The following is a 19,089-nucleotide window of genomic DNA, read 5'->3' as shown; positions in this document are numbered from 1 at the left end:
TTCCGGTCGCCATGCCGCTGACCGGCTACGGCTCCTTCACCGCAGCCAGCGCCAGCTTCTCAATTATCCCCGGCGCAACCAGCTTGAGAAAACGCCCGACCTTGCCCTTGGCGGTCATCACGACCTCGCGCTTGCGCCGCTCCATGCCGTCGACGATCAGGCGGGCGCACTCCTCCACCGACATCGCGCCTTCTTCATTCAGACTGCTCTTGCCCAGCTGCTGGCCCGCCGCGTTGTAGCCGCGATGGCGGATCTGCGTGATCACCACGCCCGGATACGCGGTCGTCACGCTCACTCCCGCGCCTTTCAATTCGGCGCGCAAGGATTCGAAAAAACCGGCCATGGCGAACTTGGTCGCCGCATACGCCGTGCGCCCCGGAACCCCGACCAGCCCTGACAGCGACGATACCGCCACGATGCTGCCGCGCGTCGCCTTCAGGTGCGCCAGGGCCGCGTGCGTGCACCACACGCTGCCCCACAGGTTCACGCGCATCAGGTCCTCGTACCAGCCCAGGTCCTGCACATCCTCGAACAAGGCGTGCGCCGAGCGTCCCGCATTGTTGATCAGGGCATCGATGCGGCCGAAGCGCGCCACCGCCGCGCCAATGAGCGCGATGCACTCGGCCTGCACCGATACATCGGTCGGCACGCACAGCGTCTGCGCGCCAAGCGACTGGCATTGCCCGGCCACCGCCTCGAGCATGGCGCCGTTGCGGGCCGCCAGCACCAGCGCCACGCCGGCGCCTCCGCGCGCCGCCAGCTGGCGCGCCACTTCGGCTCCGATGCCGTCCGAACTCCCGGTGATGACGATGACGCGCATGGCCGCTCCTTACTTCTGGGTTTTGACGATCTGCATGGCGCTGGCGATCAAGCCGCTCAGCTCGCCCAGGTTGGCCGGCACGATGATCGAATTGTTGGTCTTGGCCAGTTCCGAGAACGCATCCACGTACTGCTCCGCGACTTTCAGGTTGACTGCCTCCTGCCCGCCCGGCTCGCGGATGGCGGCGCCGATCTGGCGCAACGCTTCGGCGTTCGCTTCGGCCAGCGCCACGATGGCCTTGGCCTGGCCTTCGGCGCGGTTGATCGAGGCCTGCTTCTCGCCTTCGGAGCGGGCGATCGCCGCTTCACGTTCGCCGGTGGCGATGTTGATCTGCTCCTGCTTGCGCCCTTCGGAGGCGGCGATCAGGGCGCGCTTTTCGCGTTCGGCGGTAATCTGGGCCTGCATCGAGTGCAGGATTTCCGCCGGGGGCGTCAGGTCCTTGATCTCGTAGCGCAAAACCTTCACGCCCCAGTTGGCGGCCGATTCGTCGATGGCGTTGACGATGGTGATGTTGATGTGATCGCGCTCTTCGAAGGTTTTATCGAGTTCCATCTTGCCGATCACCGAGCGCAGGGTGGTCTGCGCCAGTTGCGTGATGGCCGCCAGGTAGTTCGAGGAGCCGTACGAAGCGCGCATCGGATCGGTGATCTGGAAGTACAGGATGCCGTCCACCTGCAGCTGCGTGTTGTCGCGCGTGATACAGACCTGCGGCGGCACGTCGAGCGGGATTTCCTTGAGAATGTGCTTGTACGCGATGCGGTCGATGAACGGCACCACGATGTTCAGGCCCGGAGCCAGCGTCGCATGGTATTTGCCCAGCCGTTCGACCACCCATGCGTGCTGCTGCGGCACCACGTTGATGGTCTTGAAGACGAACACCAGCGCCACGATGAAGAGGACAATTGTCATGATTCCGAAAACTTCCATAGCCTACCTCTTTCAGTTGTTGTTAACTAGTTGTTGGAGACGATCAGGCGGCTGCCCTGCACTTCGACGATCCGGAAACTGCCCGCTTCGGCCAGTGCGCCGGGGCCGAGTTCCACATCCCACGGCGCGCCGCGGTACATGACGCGCGCCTTGCCTTCGCTCCAGGTGTCGACGTTGACGCTCTGGCCGATGTCCATGTTCACGTTCGGATCGCGCGCGGTGTTCTGGCGCCCAGGCGCGCCGAAGCGGCTGCGGTGCAGCAGCCCGGTGGCGATCACGCCGACGACGGCCGCGGTCAGGAGCTGGCCCGATGCGCCGTAGCCCATCAGCGCCGCGATGGCGCCGCACGCCACCCCGACGGCGATCATCAAGAGGTAAAAGGTGCCCGTGAAAAGTTCAAAAATTACCAATGCGCCAGCCAGCGCCAGCCACCACGTCCAGTCAGCCATGACACTCCTCCAGGTTATAAAAAGCAAAAACCCCCGTGGCCCGGGATGGACGACGAGGGTGAGAATTTGTTAGAAAGTCGGTATTTATAATGGTCTTGTTGGATTAACTTTAATGCGCCTAGTCTAGCGGGTTTTGGGGAAGAGTCAACTACTGAATGATGGCGCGCAAATGCAAAACCGCCGCTCCCGCCAACGGCGGGAACGGCGGTTTTGCGTATGAAGACCGGTTTTAGAGCGCGGCCAGCTTCTGCCAGGTATCGATCACCGAATCAGGATTGAGCGACATCGACTCGATGCCCTCGCCCATCAGCCACGCCGCGAAATCCGGGTGGTCCGATGGCCCCTGGCCGCAAATGCCGATGTACTTGCCCTGATCGCGGCACGCCTTGATTGCCATCGACAGCAGCGCCTTGACGGCCGGATCGCGCTCGTCGAAATCGGCTGCCAGCAATGCCATGCCCGAATCGCGGTCCAGCCCCAGGGTCAGCTGGGTCAGATCGTTGGAACCGATCGAGAAACCATCGAAGTGCTGCAGGAATTCGTTGGCCAGGATCGCATTCGACGGCACTTCGCACATCATGATCAGGCGCAGGCCATTCTCGCCGCGCTTGAGGCCATTCTTGGCCAGCAGGTTGACCACTTTTTCAGCCTGGCCGAGCGTACGCACGAACGGCACCATGATCTCGACGTTGGTCAGGCCCATGTCGTTGCGCACGCGCTTCATGGCGGCGCATTCCATCTCGAACGACTCGGCGAAATCGGGCGACAGGTAGCGCGCCGCGCCGCGGAAACCCAGCATCGGGTTTTCTTCATCCGGCTCGTAACGCGAACCGCCAATCAGCTTCTTGTACTCGTTCGACTTGAAGTCGGACAGGCGCACGATCACCGGCTTCGGCCAGAACGCCGCGGCGATCGTGGCAATGCCTTCGGCCAGCTTGTCGACGTAGAAGGCCTTCGGCGAGGCATGGCCGCGCGCGACCGACTCCACTGCTTTCTTCAGATCGGCATCGATGTTCGGATACTCGAGAATCGCTTTCGGGTGCACACCAATATTGTTATTGATGATGAACTCCAGGCGCGCCAAACCAACGCCGCCGTTCGGGATCGACTGGAAGTCGAACGCCAGCTGCGGGTTCCCGACGTTCATCATGATCTTGGTGGCGATCGGCGGCAGTTCGCCGCGCGCCACTTCCGACACTTCCGTTTCCAGCAAGCCGTCGTAGATCATGCCCTCGTCGCCTTCGGCGCAGGACACGGTGACCAGCATGCCGTCTTTGAGCGTCTCGGTGGCGTCGCCGCAACCCACAACGGCCGGCACGCCCAGTTCGCGCGCGATGATCGCCGCGTGGCAGGTACGGCCGCCGCGGTTGGTCACAATGGCGGAAGCGCGCTTCATCACCGGTTCCCAGTTAGGGTCGGTCATGTCGGCCACCAGCACGTCGCCCGGCTGCACGCGTTCCATTTCGGACGGATCGTGAATCACGCGCACGCGGCCCGCGCCGATCTTCTGGCCGATGGCGCGGCCCTGCGCCAGCACCGTGCCGCTGCCTTTGAGCTTGAAGCGCTGCTGCGCGTCGGTCGGTTTTTGCTGCGACTTGACGGTCTCGGGACGCGCCTGCAGGATGTACAACTTGCCGTCGCGGCCATCCTTGCCCCACTCGATGTCCATCGGACGGCCGTAGTGGTTTTCGATGATGACGGCGTACTTGGCCAATTCCACCACTTCGGCGTCGCCCAGCGAATAGCGGTTGCGCATTTCGATCGGCACGTCGACGGTCTTGACCGAGCGGCCGGCTTTGGCCTCGTTGGTGAATTCCATCTTCAGCAGCTTGGAACCGATATTGCGGCGAATGACTGGCGACTTGCCCTGCTCCAGCATCGGCTTGTGCACATAGAATTCGTCGGGATTGACCGCGCCCTGCACCACCGTCTCGCCCAGGCCATAGCTGGAGGTGACGAACACCACGTCCTTGAAGCCGGATTCGGTATCGATGGTGAACATCACGCCGGCGGCGCCCAGGTCCGAGCGCACCATGCGCTGCACGCCGGCCGACAGGGCCACTTCGGCGTGGGTGAAGCCCTTGTGCACGCGGTACGAGATGGCGCGGTCGTTGTACAGCGACGCGAACACGTGCTTCATCGCTTCGAGCACGTTGTCGATGCCGACCACGTTCAGGAAGCTCTCCTGCTGGCCCGCGAACGAGGCGTCGGGCAGATCTTCCGCGGTGGCGGACGAACGCACGGCGAACGACATTTCGACTTCGGAATCGGCCACCAGGCGCGCGTAGAAGGTGCGGATTTCTTCTTCCAGGCGGGCCTGGAACGGCGTTTCGACGATCCACTTGCGGATTTCGGCGCCGGCCACGGCGAGCGAACGCACGTCGTCGATGTTCAGGCCTTCAAGGCGGGTCGCGATGCGGTCGCCCAGGGACGGGCCGCCGTCGATGCCATGCGCGAGGAAGTCGCGGAAGGCGTCGGCCGTGGTGGCGAAGCCGCCCGGCACGCGTACGCCGGCGCCAGCCAGTTGGCTGATCATTTCGCCCAGGGAGGCATTTTTTCCGCCGACGGATTCCACATCCGTCATGCGCAATGTCTCGAACGATGCGACGTACACGCCGGTGCGATCCGGTTCCTTCAATGCTGCGGTAGACAAGTTGGTCATAACAAACACCCTTACTGATAGTAGAAATCTGTTCGCTAGGCGGGGCTGACTATGTTTTCTTGTTATTCTTTGGGTCGTGCCGCACAATTGATGCGTTGCAGAGCATTTTACAGCCTGCGCCGCGAATTTACAGCGCACAACTTGAAACAATGGCAGCACAGGAAGCCGACACGACAAATATGACCACAGAACCACGCCCACCCCTGCCGACCTCCGCCCGTACGGTTTTTTTCGTTTCCGATGGCACAGGTATTACCGCAGAGACATTCGGCCACGCCGTCCTCACCCAGTTCGAGATGCGTTTCCGCCAGGTACGTTTGCCCTTCATCGATACGCTCGACAAGGCTTACGACGCGGCGCGCAAGATCAACGAAGCGCTCACCACCGACGGCCAGCGTCCGATCGTGTTTTCGACCCTGGTCAAGCCCGACCTGTCGAACGTGATCCGCCAGTCGCGCGGCATGCACATGGACTTGATCCAGACTTTTGTTGCTCCACTGGAACAGGAGCTGGGCGTCAAGTCGACCCATACCATCGGCCGCTCGCACAATATTGTCGACAGCCAGGAGTACAAGAACCGCATCGAGGCGATTAATTTCTCGCTGGCGCATGACGACGGCCAGTCGCACAAGAACCTGGCCTCGGCCGATGTGATCCTGGTGGGTGTGTCGCGCTCGGGCAAGACGCCGACCAGCTTGTATCTGGCGATGCAGTACGGCATTAAAGCCGCCAACTACCCGCTCATTCCCGACGATTTCGAACGCGGCAAGTTGCCGTCGTCGCTGCCGCCGTTCCGCGACAAGATTTTCGGCCTGTCCATCACGCCGGAGCGCCTGTCGGAAATCCGCCATGAGCGACGCGCCGGCAGCAAGTACGCCTCCATCGAAAATTGCCGCTACGAAGTCAACGAGGCCGAGCTGATGATGAAGCGCGAAGGCATCCGCTGGCTGTCGTCGACCACCAAGTCCATCGAAGAAATCGCCACCACCATTTTGCAGGAAATCAAACCGGATCGGCGCGAGTATTAATTCATGAGTGAAGCTGAGAACAAGAAGACCGATCTGTTGACCAAAAAACCTGACGGGGCAGCGCCTGACGCGGCGCCGGAAAAACTCTCGGAGTTCCTTGACGGCAACCTCAGCGCGCACGACAAGCTGGAACGCGCGCGCATGGAACTGCTCGACCTGTCGGCGCGCAACCGGCTGCTGAACATTCCGCGCTCGGCCAAGGCGACCCGCATCATCGACGTGACCGACGAGCGTTCCAGCGACATTTTCCGCATGCTGGTGACGGAAAACCGCTCGCTCACCTTTTTGCCCGGTCGTAGCACAGCCTACCCCGGCACCACGGCCGGGCTGGACGAGGATGCCGACGTGCTCGACGAACTGGCGCAGCCCGACGACGCCGTCGACGAGCGCGGCGTCATGCTGCGCCATAACGACACCAAGCTGCAAACGAAGCTCACCTCGAAAGGCCTGCAAAAGCGCCTGCTCGACCTGTGCAACGACGCCCGCACGCTGGAGGAAGAACAGGGCGTCAACATCCTGTTTCTCACGCTCGGCACCCTGAAATGGATCGACCCGGCCAACGCCAGGAATATCCGCTACGCGCCGCTGATCCTGATCCCGGTCAGTCTCCAGCGCGGCAATGCCGCCGAACAGTTCAAGCTGCGCTGGCGCCAGGAAGAACTGTCGGCCAACCTCTCGCTCGAAGCGTTCCTCAGCCGCGTGCACGGCATCACCCTGCCGCCGTTCGAGGCCGGTGACGACTTCGATCCGGCCGCCTACATCGGCGAGGTCGCGCGCGCCGTCGCATCCAAGGAAGACTGGCGCGTCCTCGCCGACGATGTCGTGCTGGGCTTTTTCTCGTTCGCCAAATTCCTGATGTACCGCGATCTCGATCCGGCCGTGTGGCCGGTGCAGGAAGGCTTGCTCGGCCAGCCGCTGATGCGCGGCCTGCTCTCGGACGGATTTACCAGCAACGCCTTGACGATCCCGGACGGCACCCCGATCGATGCCGTGATCGCGCCAGCGGACCTGCTGCACATCGTCGACTGCGACAGTTCGCAGGCGCTGGCCGTGCACGATGTGCGCAGCGGGCGCAATCTGGTGATCCAGGGCCCGCCCGGCACCGGCAAGTCGCAAACCATCGCCAACATCATCGCCTCGGCCGTCGCCGACGGCAAGAGCGTGCTGTTCGTGGCCGAAAAAATGGCCGCGCTGGACGTCGTCAAGCGCCGCCTCGATCATGCCGGGGTGGGCGACGCCTGCCTTGAACTGCACAGCAACAAGGCCAACAAGCGCGTGCTGCTGGAGGAACTGCGCCGCACCGCCGACCTGGGCGCGCCGCGCGGCGAACTGCCCGCCACGCTCAACGCGCGCCTGCAGCTGGCGCGCGATACCCTCAACGGCCATGCGGACCGCATGCACGCGGCGCACCCGGTGGCGCGCCTGACGCCCTACCAGGTGATCGGCCATATCACCGAATTGCAGCGCCAGCGCATCGCCCCGCTGCAGGATGCGTTCGACCAGCCGGAAAGCTGGACCCCGGACGAACGCGCGCAGCGCTACCAGCTGGTGAGCGAACTGGCGCAGCGCCTGGCCGACATGGGCCTGCCGTCGCAGCACCCATGGCGCGGCGTGCGCATGACGAATATCTCGCCCACCGAAATGGAGCGCCTGGGCCAGCGCATCACGCAATCGAGCACCGGCTTGTCGGAACTGGCGGCCAGCCAGACCGGGCTTGCCGCCTCGCTCGACATGGGTCCGCCGGACAGCTGCGACGATTTTGCCCGCATCGCCGATATGGCCGAACGGGTGGCCAGTGCGCCGCGCCTGTCGCGCCAGGCCCTCTCGTCGCCGGTATGGCGCACGCAGCGCGAGGAGCTGGCCAACCTGGTGGAACTGGGTGCGCAGTACGCTCAGCTGGTCACTTTTTTGGAAGGCAAAGTCTCCCCCGCCGCCTGGACGATGGACCTGAAACCGGCGCGTCTCGCGCTGCGCCCCCTGCCAGCCGGGATGAGCGACGACGCTTTCGGCCGCATCGCGCGCCTGGCAGGCCAGTTGCCGGCGCTGCTGCAGGATACCGAACGCCTGCGCCAGCACCTGGGCGCGTCCGCGCGTACCGGCACCCTGGCCGACATCGGCAAGGCCCTCATACTCGGCCAGCGCATCGCTTGCGCGCCGGATGTCAGCCCCGAGGTGCTGGCCGCCAGCGTCTGGGATCATGGCATCGAGCAGGCCGCCGACCTGGCGGAAGCAGTGGCGTCGCTGCAGGAAGCGCGTGGCTACCTGCAGAACAAGGTCCTCGACTACGCCTGGGAGACCGACCTGACCGGCGTGCGCCAGGTACTGGCCATCCACGGCAGCAGCATGCTGCGCTTCCTGCGCGACGACTGGCGCCGCGCCAATGGGCTGGTCAAATCGGTGCTGCGCGTGCCCGACATCGAGCTGGCCAGCCAGATCGACATTCTGGACCGCCTGTCCGCCGGCCAGCAGACCATGCGTTTTCTGCGCGAGAACGACCAGCTAGGGCGCGCCGCATTCGGCGCCGACTGGCGCGCCGAGCGCTCGTCGCCGGTACCGCTGCGCGCCCTGGTGGCGTGGATGCGCACCCTGCGCGGCATGGGTCCGGAACCGCGCCTGATCGCCGCCAGCGTGACAGACCGCCCTGCCCTCGGCGAGCGCGTGGACCACGTCCAGCGCTCGCTCGACAACACATTGACCCTGCTGCGCGACTGCTGGAACGACTGCGGCGCGGCGATCCGCGACATGTTCCCCGACATCCTGACGGTCGAACATGCCGACCTGTCGGCGGTGGGCACCTTTGTCGCCACCATCGACGGCGCCCTGGGCACGGTGCGCAGCGCACTGGCGTTCCGGCCGGCGCGCCTGTCGGACCTGCTGCCGGTGCTCGACGCCTTGAGCACCGCGCAGCGCCTGTCGGCCAGCATCGACGGCGCGCGCGTGCTGGGCGAGCAAGCCTTCGGCGCGCACTGGCAAGGGGCGGCCTCGGACTGGCCCTTCCTGGTCGGCGCGGCGCAGTGGATCGCCGCCAATCCGGCCTTGCCGGCGATGGTGGCGCGCCACGACGAGCGTGGCCTGCCGCTGCAGCGGGCCCACGTGCTGGAACAGACCTGTATCGCCTGGAACAACGAGCTGGCAGGCTTGTTCGAGACCCTGTGCACCGACGCCCATGCGCTGTTCGGCGCCGACAGCATCGCCCAGGTACCGATTGCCGACATATTGGTGCACTTCGGCCAATGGATCACGCACGCCGAACAGTTGTCGCGCTGGGTCACCTGGCGCGAGCGCAGCGGCAAGGCGCGTCTGATGGGCATGGCCCGCTTCGTCGACGAGATGGAAAGCGGCCGCATGGCCGCCGGCGCCGCGCCGGCGTGCTTCAACATGAGCTATTTCGAGGCGCTGTATGCGGCCCAGGTGCGCGCCGAACCGGCCCTGGCCACCTTTGACGGCCAGGTACACGACAGCGAAGTGCGCCAGTTCGCGGACCTGGACCTGCAGCGCATCGCCGCGGCCAGCATCGAAGTGGCGCGCGCCCACTTCAAGCGCATTCCGCAAGGCGGCGGCGCCATCGGCCCGCTGGGCGTGCTGCGCGGCGAAATGGCGCGCCGGCGCGGCCACATGCCGATCCGCCAGCTGATGCTCAAGGCGGCGCCGGCGATCCAGGCCTTGAAACCGGTGCTGATGATGAGCCCCTTGTCGGTGGCGCAGTTCCTGCCGCCCGGCCAGCTCACGTTCGACCTGCTGGTGATGGACGAGGCCAGCCAGATCCAGCCGGTCGACGCGCTCGGCGCGATCGCACGCTGCCGCCAGGTGGTGGTGGTGGGCGACGAACGCCAGCTGCCGCCGACCCGCTTCTTCGCCAAGATGACCAGCGACGCCGGCGACGAGACCGACACCGACGGCGGCGAAGCGCAGGTGGCCGACATCGAAAGCATCCTGGGCCTGTTTACCGCACGCGGCCTGCCGCAGCGCATGCTGCGCTGGCACTACCGCAGCCGCCACCAGTCGCTGATCGCGGTATCGAACAGCCAGTTCTACGAGAACAAGCTGTTCATCGTGCCCAGCCCCTACACGCAGGAAGCGGGCATGGGCCTGCGCTTCACGCATGTCGCCGACGGCGTTTTCGACTCCGGCAACACGGGCACCAATGTGCCCGAAGCGAAGGCGGTGGCCGAGGCCATCATGCGCCACGCGCTGCAAACGCCGCAGCATTCGCTGGGCGTGGCCACCTTCTCGGTGGTGCAGCGCAAGGCCATCGAAGACCAGCTGGAGCTGCTGCGGCGCGCCAACCAGCAGGCCGAAGGATTTTTCCAGTCGCATCCGAGCGAGCCGTTTTTTGTGAAGAACCTCGAAAACGTGCAGGGCGACGAACGCGATGTGATCCTCATTTCGGTCGGCTACGGGCGCAACGCCAGCGGCCAGGTCAACATGCGTTTCGGGCCGTTGAGCGCGGAAGGCGGCGAGCGGCGCTTGAATGTGCTGATCAGCCGCGCCAAGCGCCGCTGCGAAGTGTTCTCGTCGATCACCGACGAAGACATCGACCTCGAACGCGGCAAGGGCAAGGGCGTGCAGGCGTTCAAGCTGTTCCTGCGCTACGCGCGCACCGGGCAGCTCGGCGTGGCTGGCAGGAGCGGGCGCGATTACGACAGCATGTTCGAGGTCGACGTGGCGGCCGCCATCAAGGAACGCGGCTTCGAGGTCCATCCGCAGGTCGGCATCGCCGGCTTCTTCATCGACCTGGCCATTCCCGACCCGGACCGCCCGGGGCGCTACCTGCTCGGCATCGAATGCGACGGCGCGGCGTATCACTCGTCGAGTTCCGCGCGCGACCGCGACCGGCTGCGCCAGGCGGTGCTGGAAGACCATGGCTGGATCATCCACCGTATCTGGAGCACCGACTGGTTCCAGCGTCCGCAGGAGCAGCTTGCGCGCGTGATCGCCGCCATCCATGAGGCGCGCAAGACGCTTGACGCGCGCGCCGAGGAGAGTAAAAAGCTGCACCAGGCGCCGCCGCCGCAAAGCGTGCGGATCGAGCGCGAGATCGTGACGGAAGTGGCGATCGTCCCGGTGGAGGAAACGCCGCAGCGGCGCAACCGCTACGTGGAAGCGAGCATGGTGCGGCCAGGCGGCGACTACGAACTGCACGAAGCCCCGCTGGAGGTGCTGGTCGATCTGGTCGAGCAGATTGTCTACATCGAGGGCCCGGTCCATCTCGACGAAATCGTGGTCCGGCTGCGCAAGGCCTGGGGCTTGCAGCGGGTCGGCTCGCGCATGGAAGCGGCGACCGAGAAAGCGGTCGATGCGGCCGTCGCCAGCGGCCTGGTGGGGCGCCTGAACGGCTTTGTGTGGAAGCCGGGCAGCCCGGTCACGGTGCGCGACCGCACGTTTGTGGAGTCGGAAGGCCTGCGCCGCGCCGACATGCTGCCGCCCAAGGAAATCGAGGTGGCCATCATCCAGGTGGTGGAACGCCACTTCGGCGCCAGCCAGGAAGAGATCGTGCAGGCGGTGCTGAAGATGTTCGGTTTCAAACCGATCCAGGGACCGCTGCGGGATGCGGTGCAGATGCGCCTGAACCTGATGGTGCGTGAAATGGTGCTGGTGGCGAGCGGGCCGGTGCTGGTGCTGGCCGACCATGGGAAATAACGGTTCAGTGGCGAGGCGCATAAGCGACCAGCCTCGCATCTTGGCCACTGTATTCCCACATCGGTTTGGTGTTCATCGTAACCCCCGCTGCAATTCGTCCTCGCGCCGAATATCTATTGTCTAGGACGGGGCGTTGTCAGTCGCGCCATTTGCATTGCCGCGGCGGGAAAGGGAAAGCGCCTGCTATTCTCCCGTGTCCGAGCGCTGTCGGCGTTCTGGGGTACTTTGAAGTTCTATATTTCGCGAGACTACGCTATTTTGGAACCGGCCTCGGCGCGGGTTTGATCTTCATCGACCGATTACCGCTCTCCCTGCAATGCTATTGCGGCTTACGCATACGCTCCGCACGTCCTGAGGGGAACGCTAGTTCCTCTCAGTAGAACTGGCGTCAGTCCAGTTGCAAGCCCCATTCGACCCCACATGACCTTGGCAGTCGAGGAAATTAAATCGATAAAGTGACCAAACTTTGAACGCCATCGAAAAAATTGAAATTGCGAGCGCTTGCGATCATTTCGAGAGCTGAGCAACAAAGTCATATCGCATTGTGTAACGTCCGTCGTTGCTTTGGTCTGAAAAATCCCCAGCCCTCTTTTTCATGCCATAAACGCTGATTCGCAGGGTTCCTTTTTCCATAGAAATGTCCTGCTGCCGCATGCCCCATCCGTTTGACCAGTCGACGAACCTTGGGAGCTGCACGTACACTTTTTCGATTGGCTGACCCGACTTGTCACGGCGATACAGCAAGACCTGGCGAAGCGGCCAATTCCGCGAATGCCCCGCGGGTAATAGCACGAACACATAGTCAGACCCGTCCACCAGCGTGGCAATACCAGGCAAGGGTTCTCCATTACCATACGTGGGCATCCGAAAGTTACTTCCATTGGGTAACGTGACTTTTCGGTCGTTGTAATCGAACACAGACCCCGGCGGAAGTGTCGATTGACTGGGAACGTCCAGAAGTTTCACGTCCACCGGCACGGAGCCAAGAACGAGGGCCTTAATATATTTTTCTGGAGTATGCACATGCGAACTCTCATCGCGGTATCGATCGCCAAGGACCCGGTTCACGAAATTGTCGCTCCCCGAGACCCACGAGGAATCTATGCACGTGCTGGATCGGTTGAAGTCCTTGCCCCATATGTAGTTTTCCCTCTCCGCAATCACCTCCCTTGTGCTTAGCTCGATGATTTCCTGGCGCACTCCATGGAATTGCAGCGTTTCCCCGGCCACGTTCGATGTGACTGGAAGATAGGTATAGCGCACTTCGTAAGCGCCGGGAGTGTCGACCCGGTCGGCGGGGGCCGGACCGTCGAGCAAATCGGCAAAGGCCCACCGGCGTGCTCGGGTTACACCAAAGAATAGCTCGAAGCCATATGCCCCATATACTTTTGAACTTTCCGACAAATAGATCTGTTTTACGATGCGCGGAAATCGCTTGATCGATTCATGCGCAGATTCCGAGCACAGATTGGTGAAGCTGTCGTGCTGTGCCTGGGCCACTGCAACATCTTTCCGTGAAGAGCCAGGACTTGTACAGCCGCCCAGCGTTAACACGACAGCTATCCAGAAATAACGACGATGGCGCATTGAAATTGAACTTTCTGGCTGAGCAGTGGCGGCAATTTTGCCGGCACCAGTTGATGAGAATGTTCATGATGCGGATGACGGGGTAGCGTTACCAGTACGATGGAAAATGTATCGAAATCTGACAAGCAAAGTATTGCTCGACGATACGGCCTCGGCACTGGTGCATTCCCGGTCCATTGTCTGCCGAGCGTTGGACCACGCTTCTACGCTGCGTTGAATCACGATATTTTTACAAGTCGCATCGCGACACACCCATCCAGATGCGGGAAGATCGCCCATGCGCTGGGCGCCGCGGTGACAGTGCTGAGCCAGTCCCTCTCCAAGAAAGAAGATGGCTTACGTTTCGGTGCCGCCAGCAATTACGCGGCCAACGACAAGGAAAGCTTTACCAGGCTGGCCGGCCAGTTCGACCTGATCATCAATACCGTCGGTGCGGCGGTCGACTGGAACGATTACATCCGGCTGCTGAAAATCGACGGCCCCATGACGCTGATGGGGGTACCCGATGCGGCCACAGCGCCGGTCAACGCATTCAACATGATGGCACACGCCGCACGCTGGCTGGCTCGATGATCGGCTCGATCAAGGAAACCCAGGAAATGCTCGATTTCTGCGGCAAGCACAATATCACCACGGACATCGAAATCATTGATATCGGGATGATCAACGATGCTTTCGAGCGCGTCGTCAAGAGCGATGTGCGCTACCGTTTTGTCATCGATATGCAACAGTTGCCGGTGTAACTGTCAGCGCTGCCCGGATGTCAAAAGAACTGGCGCCAGTCCGCCAGCCAGTCCGGAAAGCGCTCCGCTTCCATCGGCCTGGCAATGTGATGGCCCTGCGCATACGTGCAGCCCAGACCCTGCAAAAAATCCCAGTCCTGGCGCGTCTCGACACCCACCGCGCACGATTTGCGGTCAAGGCTGCGCGCCAGTCCCAGGCAGGAACTGAGCACCGTGGCCAGCGAGCGCTTGCGCGAGGCGCCGTCGACGAAACTGCGGTCGATCTTCAGTTCCGAAAACGGCACCCGCGCCAGCTGCTGCACATTCGAGCGCCCGGTGCCGTAGTCGTCCACCGCCAGGCCGTAGCCCATCATACGCAGGCGCAGCAGCCGCTCCAGGAAGCTCGGGTCGTTGGTCAGCACCGCCGATTCCGGCAGCTCGAAGGTCAGCATCGATGGCGCGATGCCGTGGCGGTCGGTGCATACGCCGATCTGGCGCAGGAAATCGGGGTGGCCGATCGTTTCGGCCGACAGGTTGAGCGATATTGCGCTCGGCAAGCCCTTGTCCAGGAACACGCGGCACTGCTCGGCCGAGCGCTCGATCATGGTCCAGTCGAGAAAATCGATGCGGTGGTTCTGTTCCAGCGCATCGATAAAGGCCGCCGGCCCCACCACCCCGTGCTCCGGGTGGCGCCAGCGCGCGAATACTTCCAGGCCCTTCACCTCGCCGCTGGCCAGCTCGATCTTGGGCTGGAAAAAGGGCTCGAACTGGCGCGCCTGCAGCCCCTCGCCTACTTCGGCGAAGCTGAAACGCGGCAGCACGCGGCGCTCCAGCACCGGCGCCGCCGGCGGCGTGTAGTGCGACAGCACGGCTTCGAGGTGGCCGCTGGTGAGCGGCTTGGGGATGGTGCCGAGCAGGTCGAGGCCATAGGCCAGCGCCAGGCTTTCGACCGAAAACAGCAGGCTTGCATGGCAGCTGCCGGTGATGATGGCGCGCGTGCCGGCATTGAGCACGGTGATGTCGCGTATCAGTTCCAGGCCGTCGCGCCCGGACAGGGCCAGGTCGATGATGGCGATGTCGATCGGCGGGCCGTCCGGCGCTTCGATGCTGTGCAGCGCGCTTTCGCCATCCAGGGCCACGCTGATGCGGGTGGCGCCCAGGCGGCCGAGCATGTCGATCAGGGTCTGGCGCTGGGCCGTATCGGCGTCGGCGACCAGAAAATGCAGGTGGGCGATGTCCATCATTCCTCCGCTAGGTTCTGGTATTGACATTACCCCGAGAACCCAGCGTCGTCTATGCTGTCAAGAAACTGTTTCGCCTTACTTTGATTGAATCTGCCTCAACTGTTCAAAAAAACAGACAGCTGCACACGCCGCCACGTTGAGCGACTCGATCTGGCCCAGGTGCGGAATCACGACTTGATGAGTTGCCAACGCCAGCAGGTCGTGCGCCACGCCCTGCCCTTCGTGTCCGAGCAGCCAGGCCACCGGACGTGCCAGGTCGACATCGTACAGGCGCTGCGTGGCGTAGCCGCTGGTGGCCAGCACGGGAATCGCCGAGGCCTTCACCAGTTCGGCGAGGTCGACGTTTTCGTGGATGTCGACCACGAAGTGCGCGCCCATGGCCGCGCGCAGCACCTTGGGCGACCAGCAAAAGGCGGTGCCGCTGCTGCAGTAGACCTGGGTGATGCCGGCCGCCGCCGCGCTGCGCAGGATCGAACCGACGTTACCCGGGTCCTGCAGGTTGTCCAGCAGGACCGCGGACGCCGTGAGCACGCCCGGCGCGGCGAGCACCGGGGTGGCGATCAGGAACATCAGCCCGACGCCGTGTTCGACCTGGCTCAGGGCGTTGTACAGCGCGTCCGGCATGGCGGTGACGTACGCATGCGCGCTTTCGCACTGCATGACGATGTCGGCCACTTCCGGGTTGGCCAGCGCGCTTTCGGAGACGATGCAGTGCAGCGGCGCGCCGCGCAGCGCGAGGTACGACTGGCACAGGTGCACGCCGTCGAGCAGGGTCTGGCCGGCCTTGCGCCGCGCCTGCGAACTGCCGGCGAGGTGCTTGAGGTCTTTATAAAGCGGATTGTCGCGCGAGGTGATGGTTTTCATGCGGCCTCGCCGAAGTCGAACGACATGTCCATGCCGACGATGGTATTGGTCACAGATACAGGCAAGGTGGCGCGCACGGGTGCGAACGAGCGCCGGTGCACCGGGCACGCGCCGTGCTCGCGCAGGCGCTCCAGGTGCAAGGCGGTGCCGTAGCCCTTGTGCTGGTCGAAGCCGTACTGCGGATACAGTTCGTGCAGCGCCACCAGGGCGGCGTCGCGCGCGGTCTTGGCCAGGATCGAGGCCGCCGAAATGGCATGCACCTTGTCGTCGCCTTCGATGATCGGATGGCAGCGGATCTGCATCACGGGGCTGCGGTTGCCGTCGATCAGGGCGATGGTCGGGATGGTCGACAGGGCTTCCACCGCACGCCGCATGGCCAGCATGGTCGCCTGCAAAATGTTGATGCTGTCGATTTCCTCGTGCGAGCATTCGGCAATCGCCCAGGCCAGCGCGTATTCCTTGATCTGCGGGGCCAGCGCCTCGCGCTTCTCGGCGGTCAGCTTCTTGGAGTCGCGCAAGCCTTCGATGGGGCGGTCCGGGTGCAGGATGACGGCGGCGGCGAACACCGGGCCGGCCAGCGGGCCGCGCCCTGCTTCGTCCACGCCGCAGACGATATCGTCGGGCGTGAACGGATAGGCGTTCTTCTTCAGCCCCGGGTAAAAATTGACTTTTTTGGTTCTCATGATGACTTTTTCGATGCCGCGATGACGCGCATGACGGCGGCCGCGCTTTCCTGCGCACTGTTGCGCAGCAGGCTGTGGTGCATGTCGGTGAAGCGCTGCACCAGCATTTTGCGGTTGGCCGCGTTGTTAAGTTGTTCCCACATGGCGTCGGCCAGCCCTTGCGGCGTGACCGCGTGCTGCAGCAGTTCCGGCACCAGGAATTCGCGCGCCAGGATGTTCGGCAGCCCGATCCAGGGCTGGTAACCCATGTGGCGCATGATCTCGTACGAGGCGCGCATGACTTTGTAGGCGATCACCATCGGCTTCTTGAACAGCGCCACTTCCAGGGTCGCCGTGCCCGATGCCACCAGCACCGCGTCGGCGGCGGCAATGGCTTCATGCGAGCGGCCCTCTAACAGGTCGATGCGCACCGACTGCAATCCGGCCCTGGCGATCAGCTCCGTGAAATACTGGCGCTGGCGCTCGCCCGCCATGGGCGCGACAAAGCGCAGGTCCGGGTCGCGCGCGGCCAGCAGCTTGACCGCGCCGACAAAGGGCTCGGCCAGGTATTTGAGTTCGCCCATGCGGCTGCCCGGCATCAGCGCGATCACGCGCGCATCCTGCGGCATAGCAAGCGCGCTGCGCGCCGCCGCCACGTCGGGCTCCATGGGAATCAGTTCGGCCAGCGGATGGCCGATGTAGGTGCACGGCACGCCGGCCTTGCGGTAGATTTCTTCCTCGAACGGGAAGATCACCAGCATGTGCGAGACGGCCTTGATGATCTTCTTGATGCGGCCACCGCGCCAGGCCCAGATTTGCGGACTGACGAAGTGCACGGTCGGAATCCCGGCTTCTTTCAGCTGGAGTTCCAGGCCGAGGTTAAAGCCCGGGTAATCGGCGCCGATGAACACGTCCGGGCGCTCGGCCAGCAGGCGGTCGCGCAGCGTGTTCTGGATGCCCTTGATTTCGCGGTAGCGCGGAATGATCTCGAACAGGCCGCGCACGGTCAGGCGGTCCATGTCGATGTCGGACACAAACCCCTGCTCGGCCATGCGCGGGCCGCCGATGCCGTGAAAACGCGCGCCGGGAAGATGGGGCGCGAGGCCGGCCAGCAGGCGCGCGGCGAGCATGTCGCCCGATACTTCGCCCGCGACCATGGCGACCGATGCCGCAGCCGACGCGCACCGCGTCGAATCAGCGGACAATGCCACGGGACGCACTGCCCAGGAAAGCGAGCATGGCGCCGATGTCGGCGGCGGCATCGGGCGACTCGTGCTGCTGGTCGACCAGGGCCGCCTTGGCCGCTTCGAGCGTCATGCCGGAGCGGTAAATCAGCTTGTAGGCCGCGCGCACGCCGTCGATCTGCGGCCGGGTAAAGCCGCGCCGCTTCATGCCTTCGATGTTCACGCCATGGGCCGACGCCGGATTGCCCGACACCAGCACGAACGGCGGCACGTCCTGGGTAAGGCTGGTGTACATGCCGATGAAGGCATGCGCGCCGATCTTGCAGAACTGGTGCACGCCGGCAAAACCCGACAAGATCGCCCAGTCGCCCACTTCCACGTGCCCGGCCAGCTGCGCATTGTTCGAGAAAATCGTGTTGCTGCCGACCTGGCAGTCGTGCGCCAGGTGGCAGTAGGCCGAGATCCAGTTGTCGTTACCCAGGCGCGTGACGCCTTCATCCTGCACGGTGCCGGTGTTGAAGGTGCAAAATTCGCGCACCGTGTTGCGGTCGCCCACTTCCAGGCGGGTCGGCTCGCCATCCCATTTCTTGTCTTGCGGCGGCGCGCCGATCGAGGAAAACTGGAAGAACTTGTTGTCCTTGCCGATCGTGGTGTGGCCTTCGATGACCACGTGCGGACCGACCACCGTGCCGGCGCCGATCGACACGTGCGGGCCGATGATCGAAAAGGCGCCCACTTCGACGCTGCTGTCCAGCTGCGCGCGCGGGTCGACGATGGCGCTAGGATGAATCGTCGCCATTCAGTTCCCCATTGGCTGGCTCGCGTCGCTCGCGCTGCGGATGGTGCACATCAGGTCCGCTTCGAGGGCGATGGCGCCATCGACGCTGCCGACGGCCTTGTACTTCCAGATGCCACGCGAGCAGCGCACGATTTCAATATCCATGCGCAGCTGGTCGCCGGGACCGACCGGACGCTTGAAGCGCGCGTTGTCGATGCCGACGAAATAGACCACCGAATTGGCGTCCGGTTTCACGCCGATCGACATGAACGACAGGATCGCCGCGGTCTGCGCCATCGCTTCGATCATCAGCACGCCCGGCATCACCGGCTTGTGCGGGAAATGCCCGTTGAAGAATTCTTCGTTGGCGGTGACGTTCTTGATCGCGCTGATCGATTTGTGCGCTTCCCAGTCCAGCACGCGGTCGACCAGCAGCATCGGATAGCGGTGCGGCAGGTATTCCTTGATCTGGCAGATGTCGAGGGTCTTGCCTGGTACGCCTTTGTTGTCGGTAATGGTCAT

At 63.7% G+C, this 19,089-nt stretch carries 15 protein-coding genes; 4 read left to right on the top strand and 11 right to left on the bottom strand.

All coding sequences use genetic code 11. The annotated features are described in order from the left end of the window. Positions 1-25: 25 nt before the first annotated feature. From RBA41_RS03270 to ppsA, 4 genes are all read right to left on the bottom strand, one after another. Positions 26-820, bottom strand: a complete 795-nt coding sequence (locus RBA41_RS03270) for an SDR family oxidoreductase (RefSeq protein ID WP_306620986.1) — start codon at positions 818-820, stop codon at positions 26-28. A 9-nt stretch (positions 821-829) separates the two neighbouring features. After that, on the bottom strand, positions 830-1,729 hold the full coding sequence (locus tag RBA41_RS03265) for an SPFH domain-containing protein (protein ID WP_374709474.1): 900 nt from the start codon (positions 1,727-1,729) through the stop codon (positions 830-832). 44 nt (positions 1,730-1,773) lie between these two features. Beyond that, a complete protein-coding gene (locus RBA41_RS03260; protein WP_306620981.1) occupies positions 1,774-2,196 on the bottom strand; it encodes an NfeD family protein in 423 nt (140 codons plus the stop codon). A gap of 229 nt (positions 2,197-2,425) precedes the next feature. Continuing rightward, on the bottom strand, positions 2,426-4,858 hold the full coding sequence (gene ppsA / locus RBA41_RS03255) for a phosphoenolpyruvate synthase (RefSeq protein WP_306620979.1): 2,433 nt from the start codon (positions 4,856-4,858) through the stop codon (positions 2,426-2,428). A gap of 179 nt (positions 4,859-5,037) precedes the next feature. Here ppsA and ppsR point away from each other — a divergent pair, with 179 nt between their 5' ends. Then, complete coding sequence (ppsR, locus tag RBA41_RS03250) at positions 5,038-5,886, top strand: posphoenolpyruvate synthetase regulatory kinase/phosphorylase PpsR (protein ID WP_099878219.1); 849 nt, start codon at positions 5,038-5,040, stop codon at positions 5,884-5,886. Positions 5,887-5,889: 3 nt separating this feature from the next. Further along, positions 5,890-11,526: a DUF3320 domain-containing protein gene (locus RBA41_RS03245; protein WP_306620976.1), complete on the top strand. Its 5,637-nt coding sequence runs from the start codon at positions 5,890-5,892 to the stop codon at positions 11,524-11,526. A 507-nt stretch (positions 11,527-12,033) separates the two neighbouring features. On the opposite strand, the gene RBA41_RS03240 is transcribed toward RBA41_RS03245, so the two are convergent. Continuing rightward, entirely contained in the window at positions 12,034-13,113 is a 1,080-nt protein-coding gene (locus tag RBA41_RS03240; RefSeq protein WP_306620974.1) for a hypothetical protein, read from the bottom strand. A 99-nt stretch (positions 13,114-13,212) separates the two neighbouring features. Between RBA41_RS03240 and RBA41_RS03235 the strand changes: the two genes are divergently transcribed. After that, positions 13,213-13,686: a zinc-binding dehydrogenase gene (locus RBA41_RS03235; protein ID WP_306620972.1), complete on the top strand. Its 474-nt coding sequence runs from the start codon at positions 13,213-13,215 to the stop codon at positions 13,684-13,686. Next, positions 13,683-13,856, top strand: coding sequence for a hypothetical protein (locus RBA41_RS03230; protein ID WP_306620970.1), 174 nt, complete (start codon positions 13,683-13,685; stop codon positions 13,854-13,856). Before RBA41_RS03235 ends, RBA41_RS03230 begins: the two co-directional genes overlap by 4 nt. Positions 13,857-13,876: 20 nt before the next feature. Here RBA41_RS03230 and RBA41_RS03225 read toward each other — a convergent pair whose 3' ends face one another. The 6 genes from RBA41_RS03225 to fabZ form a co-directional block, all read right to left on the bottom strand. Next, positions 13,877-15,076, bottom strand: coding sequence for an EAL domain-containing response regulator (locus RBA41_RS03225; protein WP_306620969.1), 1,200 nt, complete (start codon positions 15,074-15,076; stop codon positions 13,877-13,879). Between the two features lie 78 nt (positions 15,077-15,154). Next, positions 15,155-15,943 (bottom strand): TrmH family RNA methyltransferase, encoded by a 789-nt coding sequence (locus RBA41_RS03220; protein WP_306620967.1) that lies wholly within the window; start codon positions 15,941-15,943, stop codon positions 15,155-15,157. Then, positions 15,940-16,626: a ribonuclease HII gene (rnhB, locus tag RBA41_RS03215; protein ID WP_306620965.1), complete on the bottom strand. Its 687-nt coding sequence runs from the start codon at positions 16,624-16,626 to the stop codon at positions 15,940-15,942. The genes RBA41_RS03220 and rnhB overlap by 4 nt, the downstream gene beginning before the upstream one ends. Further along, positions 16,623-17,762 (bottom strand): lipid-A-disaccharide synthase, encoded by a 1,140-nt coding sequence (gene lpxB, locus RBA41_RS03210; RefSeq protein WP_306620963.1) that lies wholly within the window; start codon positions 17,760-17,762, stop codon positions 16,623-16,625. The genes rnhB and lpxB overlap by 4 nt, the downstream gene beginning before the upstream one ends. 37 nt (positions 17,763-17,799) lie before the next feature. Further along, positions 17,800-18,588: an acyl-ACP--UDP-N-acetylglucosamine O-acyltransferase gene (gene lpxA, locus RBA41_RS03205; protein ID WP_306620961.1), complete on the bottom strand. Its 789-nt coding sequence runs from the start codon at positions 18,586-18,588 to the stop codon at positions 17,800-17,802. Further along, positions 18,589-19,089, bottom strand: coding sequence for a 3-hydroxyacyl-ACP dehydratase FabZ (gene fabZ, locus RBA41_RS03200; RefSeq protein ID WP_099878183.1), 501 nt, complete (start codon positions 19,087-19,089; stop codon positions 18,589-18,591).

Source organism: Massilia scottii, from assembly GCF_030846495.1.
Taxonomy (GTDB): Bacteria; Pseudomonadota; Gammaproteobacteria; order Burkholderiales; family Burkholderiaceae_D; genus Telluria_A; species Telluria_A violaceinigra.
The sequence above is the reverse complement of the archived record's forward strand: the minus strand, read 5'-3'. Positions and strand labels throughout refer to the sequence as shown.

Bases quoted from the DNA above. Each gene is read 5' to 3' on its own strand.
- RBA41_RS03230 (WP_306620970.1), top strand. From the start codon at position 13,683: ATGATCGGCTCGATCAAGGAAACCCAGGAAATGCTCGATTTCTGCGGC.
- ppsA (WP_306620979.1), bottom strand. From the start codon at position 4,858: ATGACCAACTTGTCTACCGCAGCATTGAAGGAACCGGATCGCACCGGC.
- RBA41_RS03235 (WP_306620972.1), top strand. From the start codon at position 13,213: ATGGAAAATGTATCGAAATCTGACAAGCAAAGTATTGCTCGACGATAC.
- lpxA (WP_306620961.1), bottom strand. From the start codon at position 18,588: ATGGCGACGATTCATCCTAGCGCCATCGTCGACCCGCGCGCGCAGCTG.
- lpxB (WP_306620963.1), bottom strand. From the start codon at position 17,762: ATGGTCGCGGGCGAAGTATCGGGCGACATGCTCGCCGCGCGCCTGCTG.
- RBA41_RS03225 (WP_306620969.1), bottom strand. From the start codon at position 15,076: ATGGACATCGCCCACCTGCATTTTCTGGTCGCCGACGCCGATACGGCC.
- RBA41_RS03220 (WP_306620967.1), bottom strand. From the start codon at position 15,943: ATGAAAACCATCACCTCGCGCGACAATCCGCTTTATAAAGACCTCAAG.
- RBA41_RS03240 (WP_306620974.1), bottom strand. From the start codon at position 13,113: ATGCGCCATCGTCGTTATTTCTGGATAGCTGTCGTGTTAACGCTGGGC.
- RBA41_RS03260 (WP_306620981.1), bottom strand. From the start codon at position 2,196: ATGGCTGACTGGACGTGGTGGCTGGCGCTGGCTGGCGCATTGGTAATT.
- RBA41_RS03245 (WP_306620976.1), top strand. From the start codon at position 5,890: ATGAGTGAAGCTGAGAACAAGAAGACCGATCTGTTGACCAAAAAACCT.
- RBA41_RS03265 (WP_374709474.1), bottom strand. From the start codon at position 1,729: ATGACAATTGTCCTCTTCATCGTGGCGCTGGTGTTCGTCTTCAAGACC.
- rnhB (WP_306620965.1), bottom strand. From the start codon at position 16,626: ATGAGAACCAAAAAAGTCAATTTTTACCCGGGGCTGAAGAAGAACGCC.
- RBA41_RS03270 (WP_306620986.1), bottom strand. From the start codon at position 820: ATGCGCGTCATCGTCATCACCGGGAGTTCGGACGGCATCGGAGCCGAA.
- fabZ (WP_099878183.1), bottom strand. From the start codon at position 19,089: ATGACCATTACCGACAACAAAGGCGTACCAGGCAAGACCCTCGACATC.
- ppsR (WP_099878219.1), top strand. From the start codon at position 5,038: ATGACCACAGAACCACGCCCACCCCTGCCGACCTCCGCCCGTACGGTT.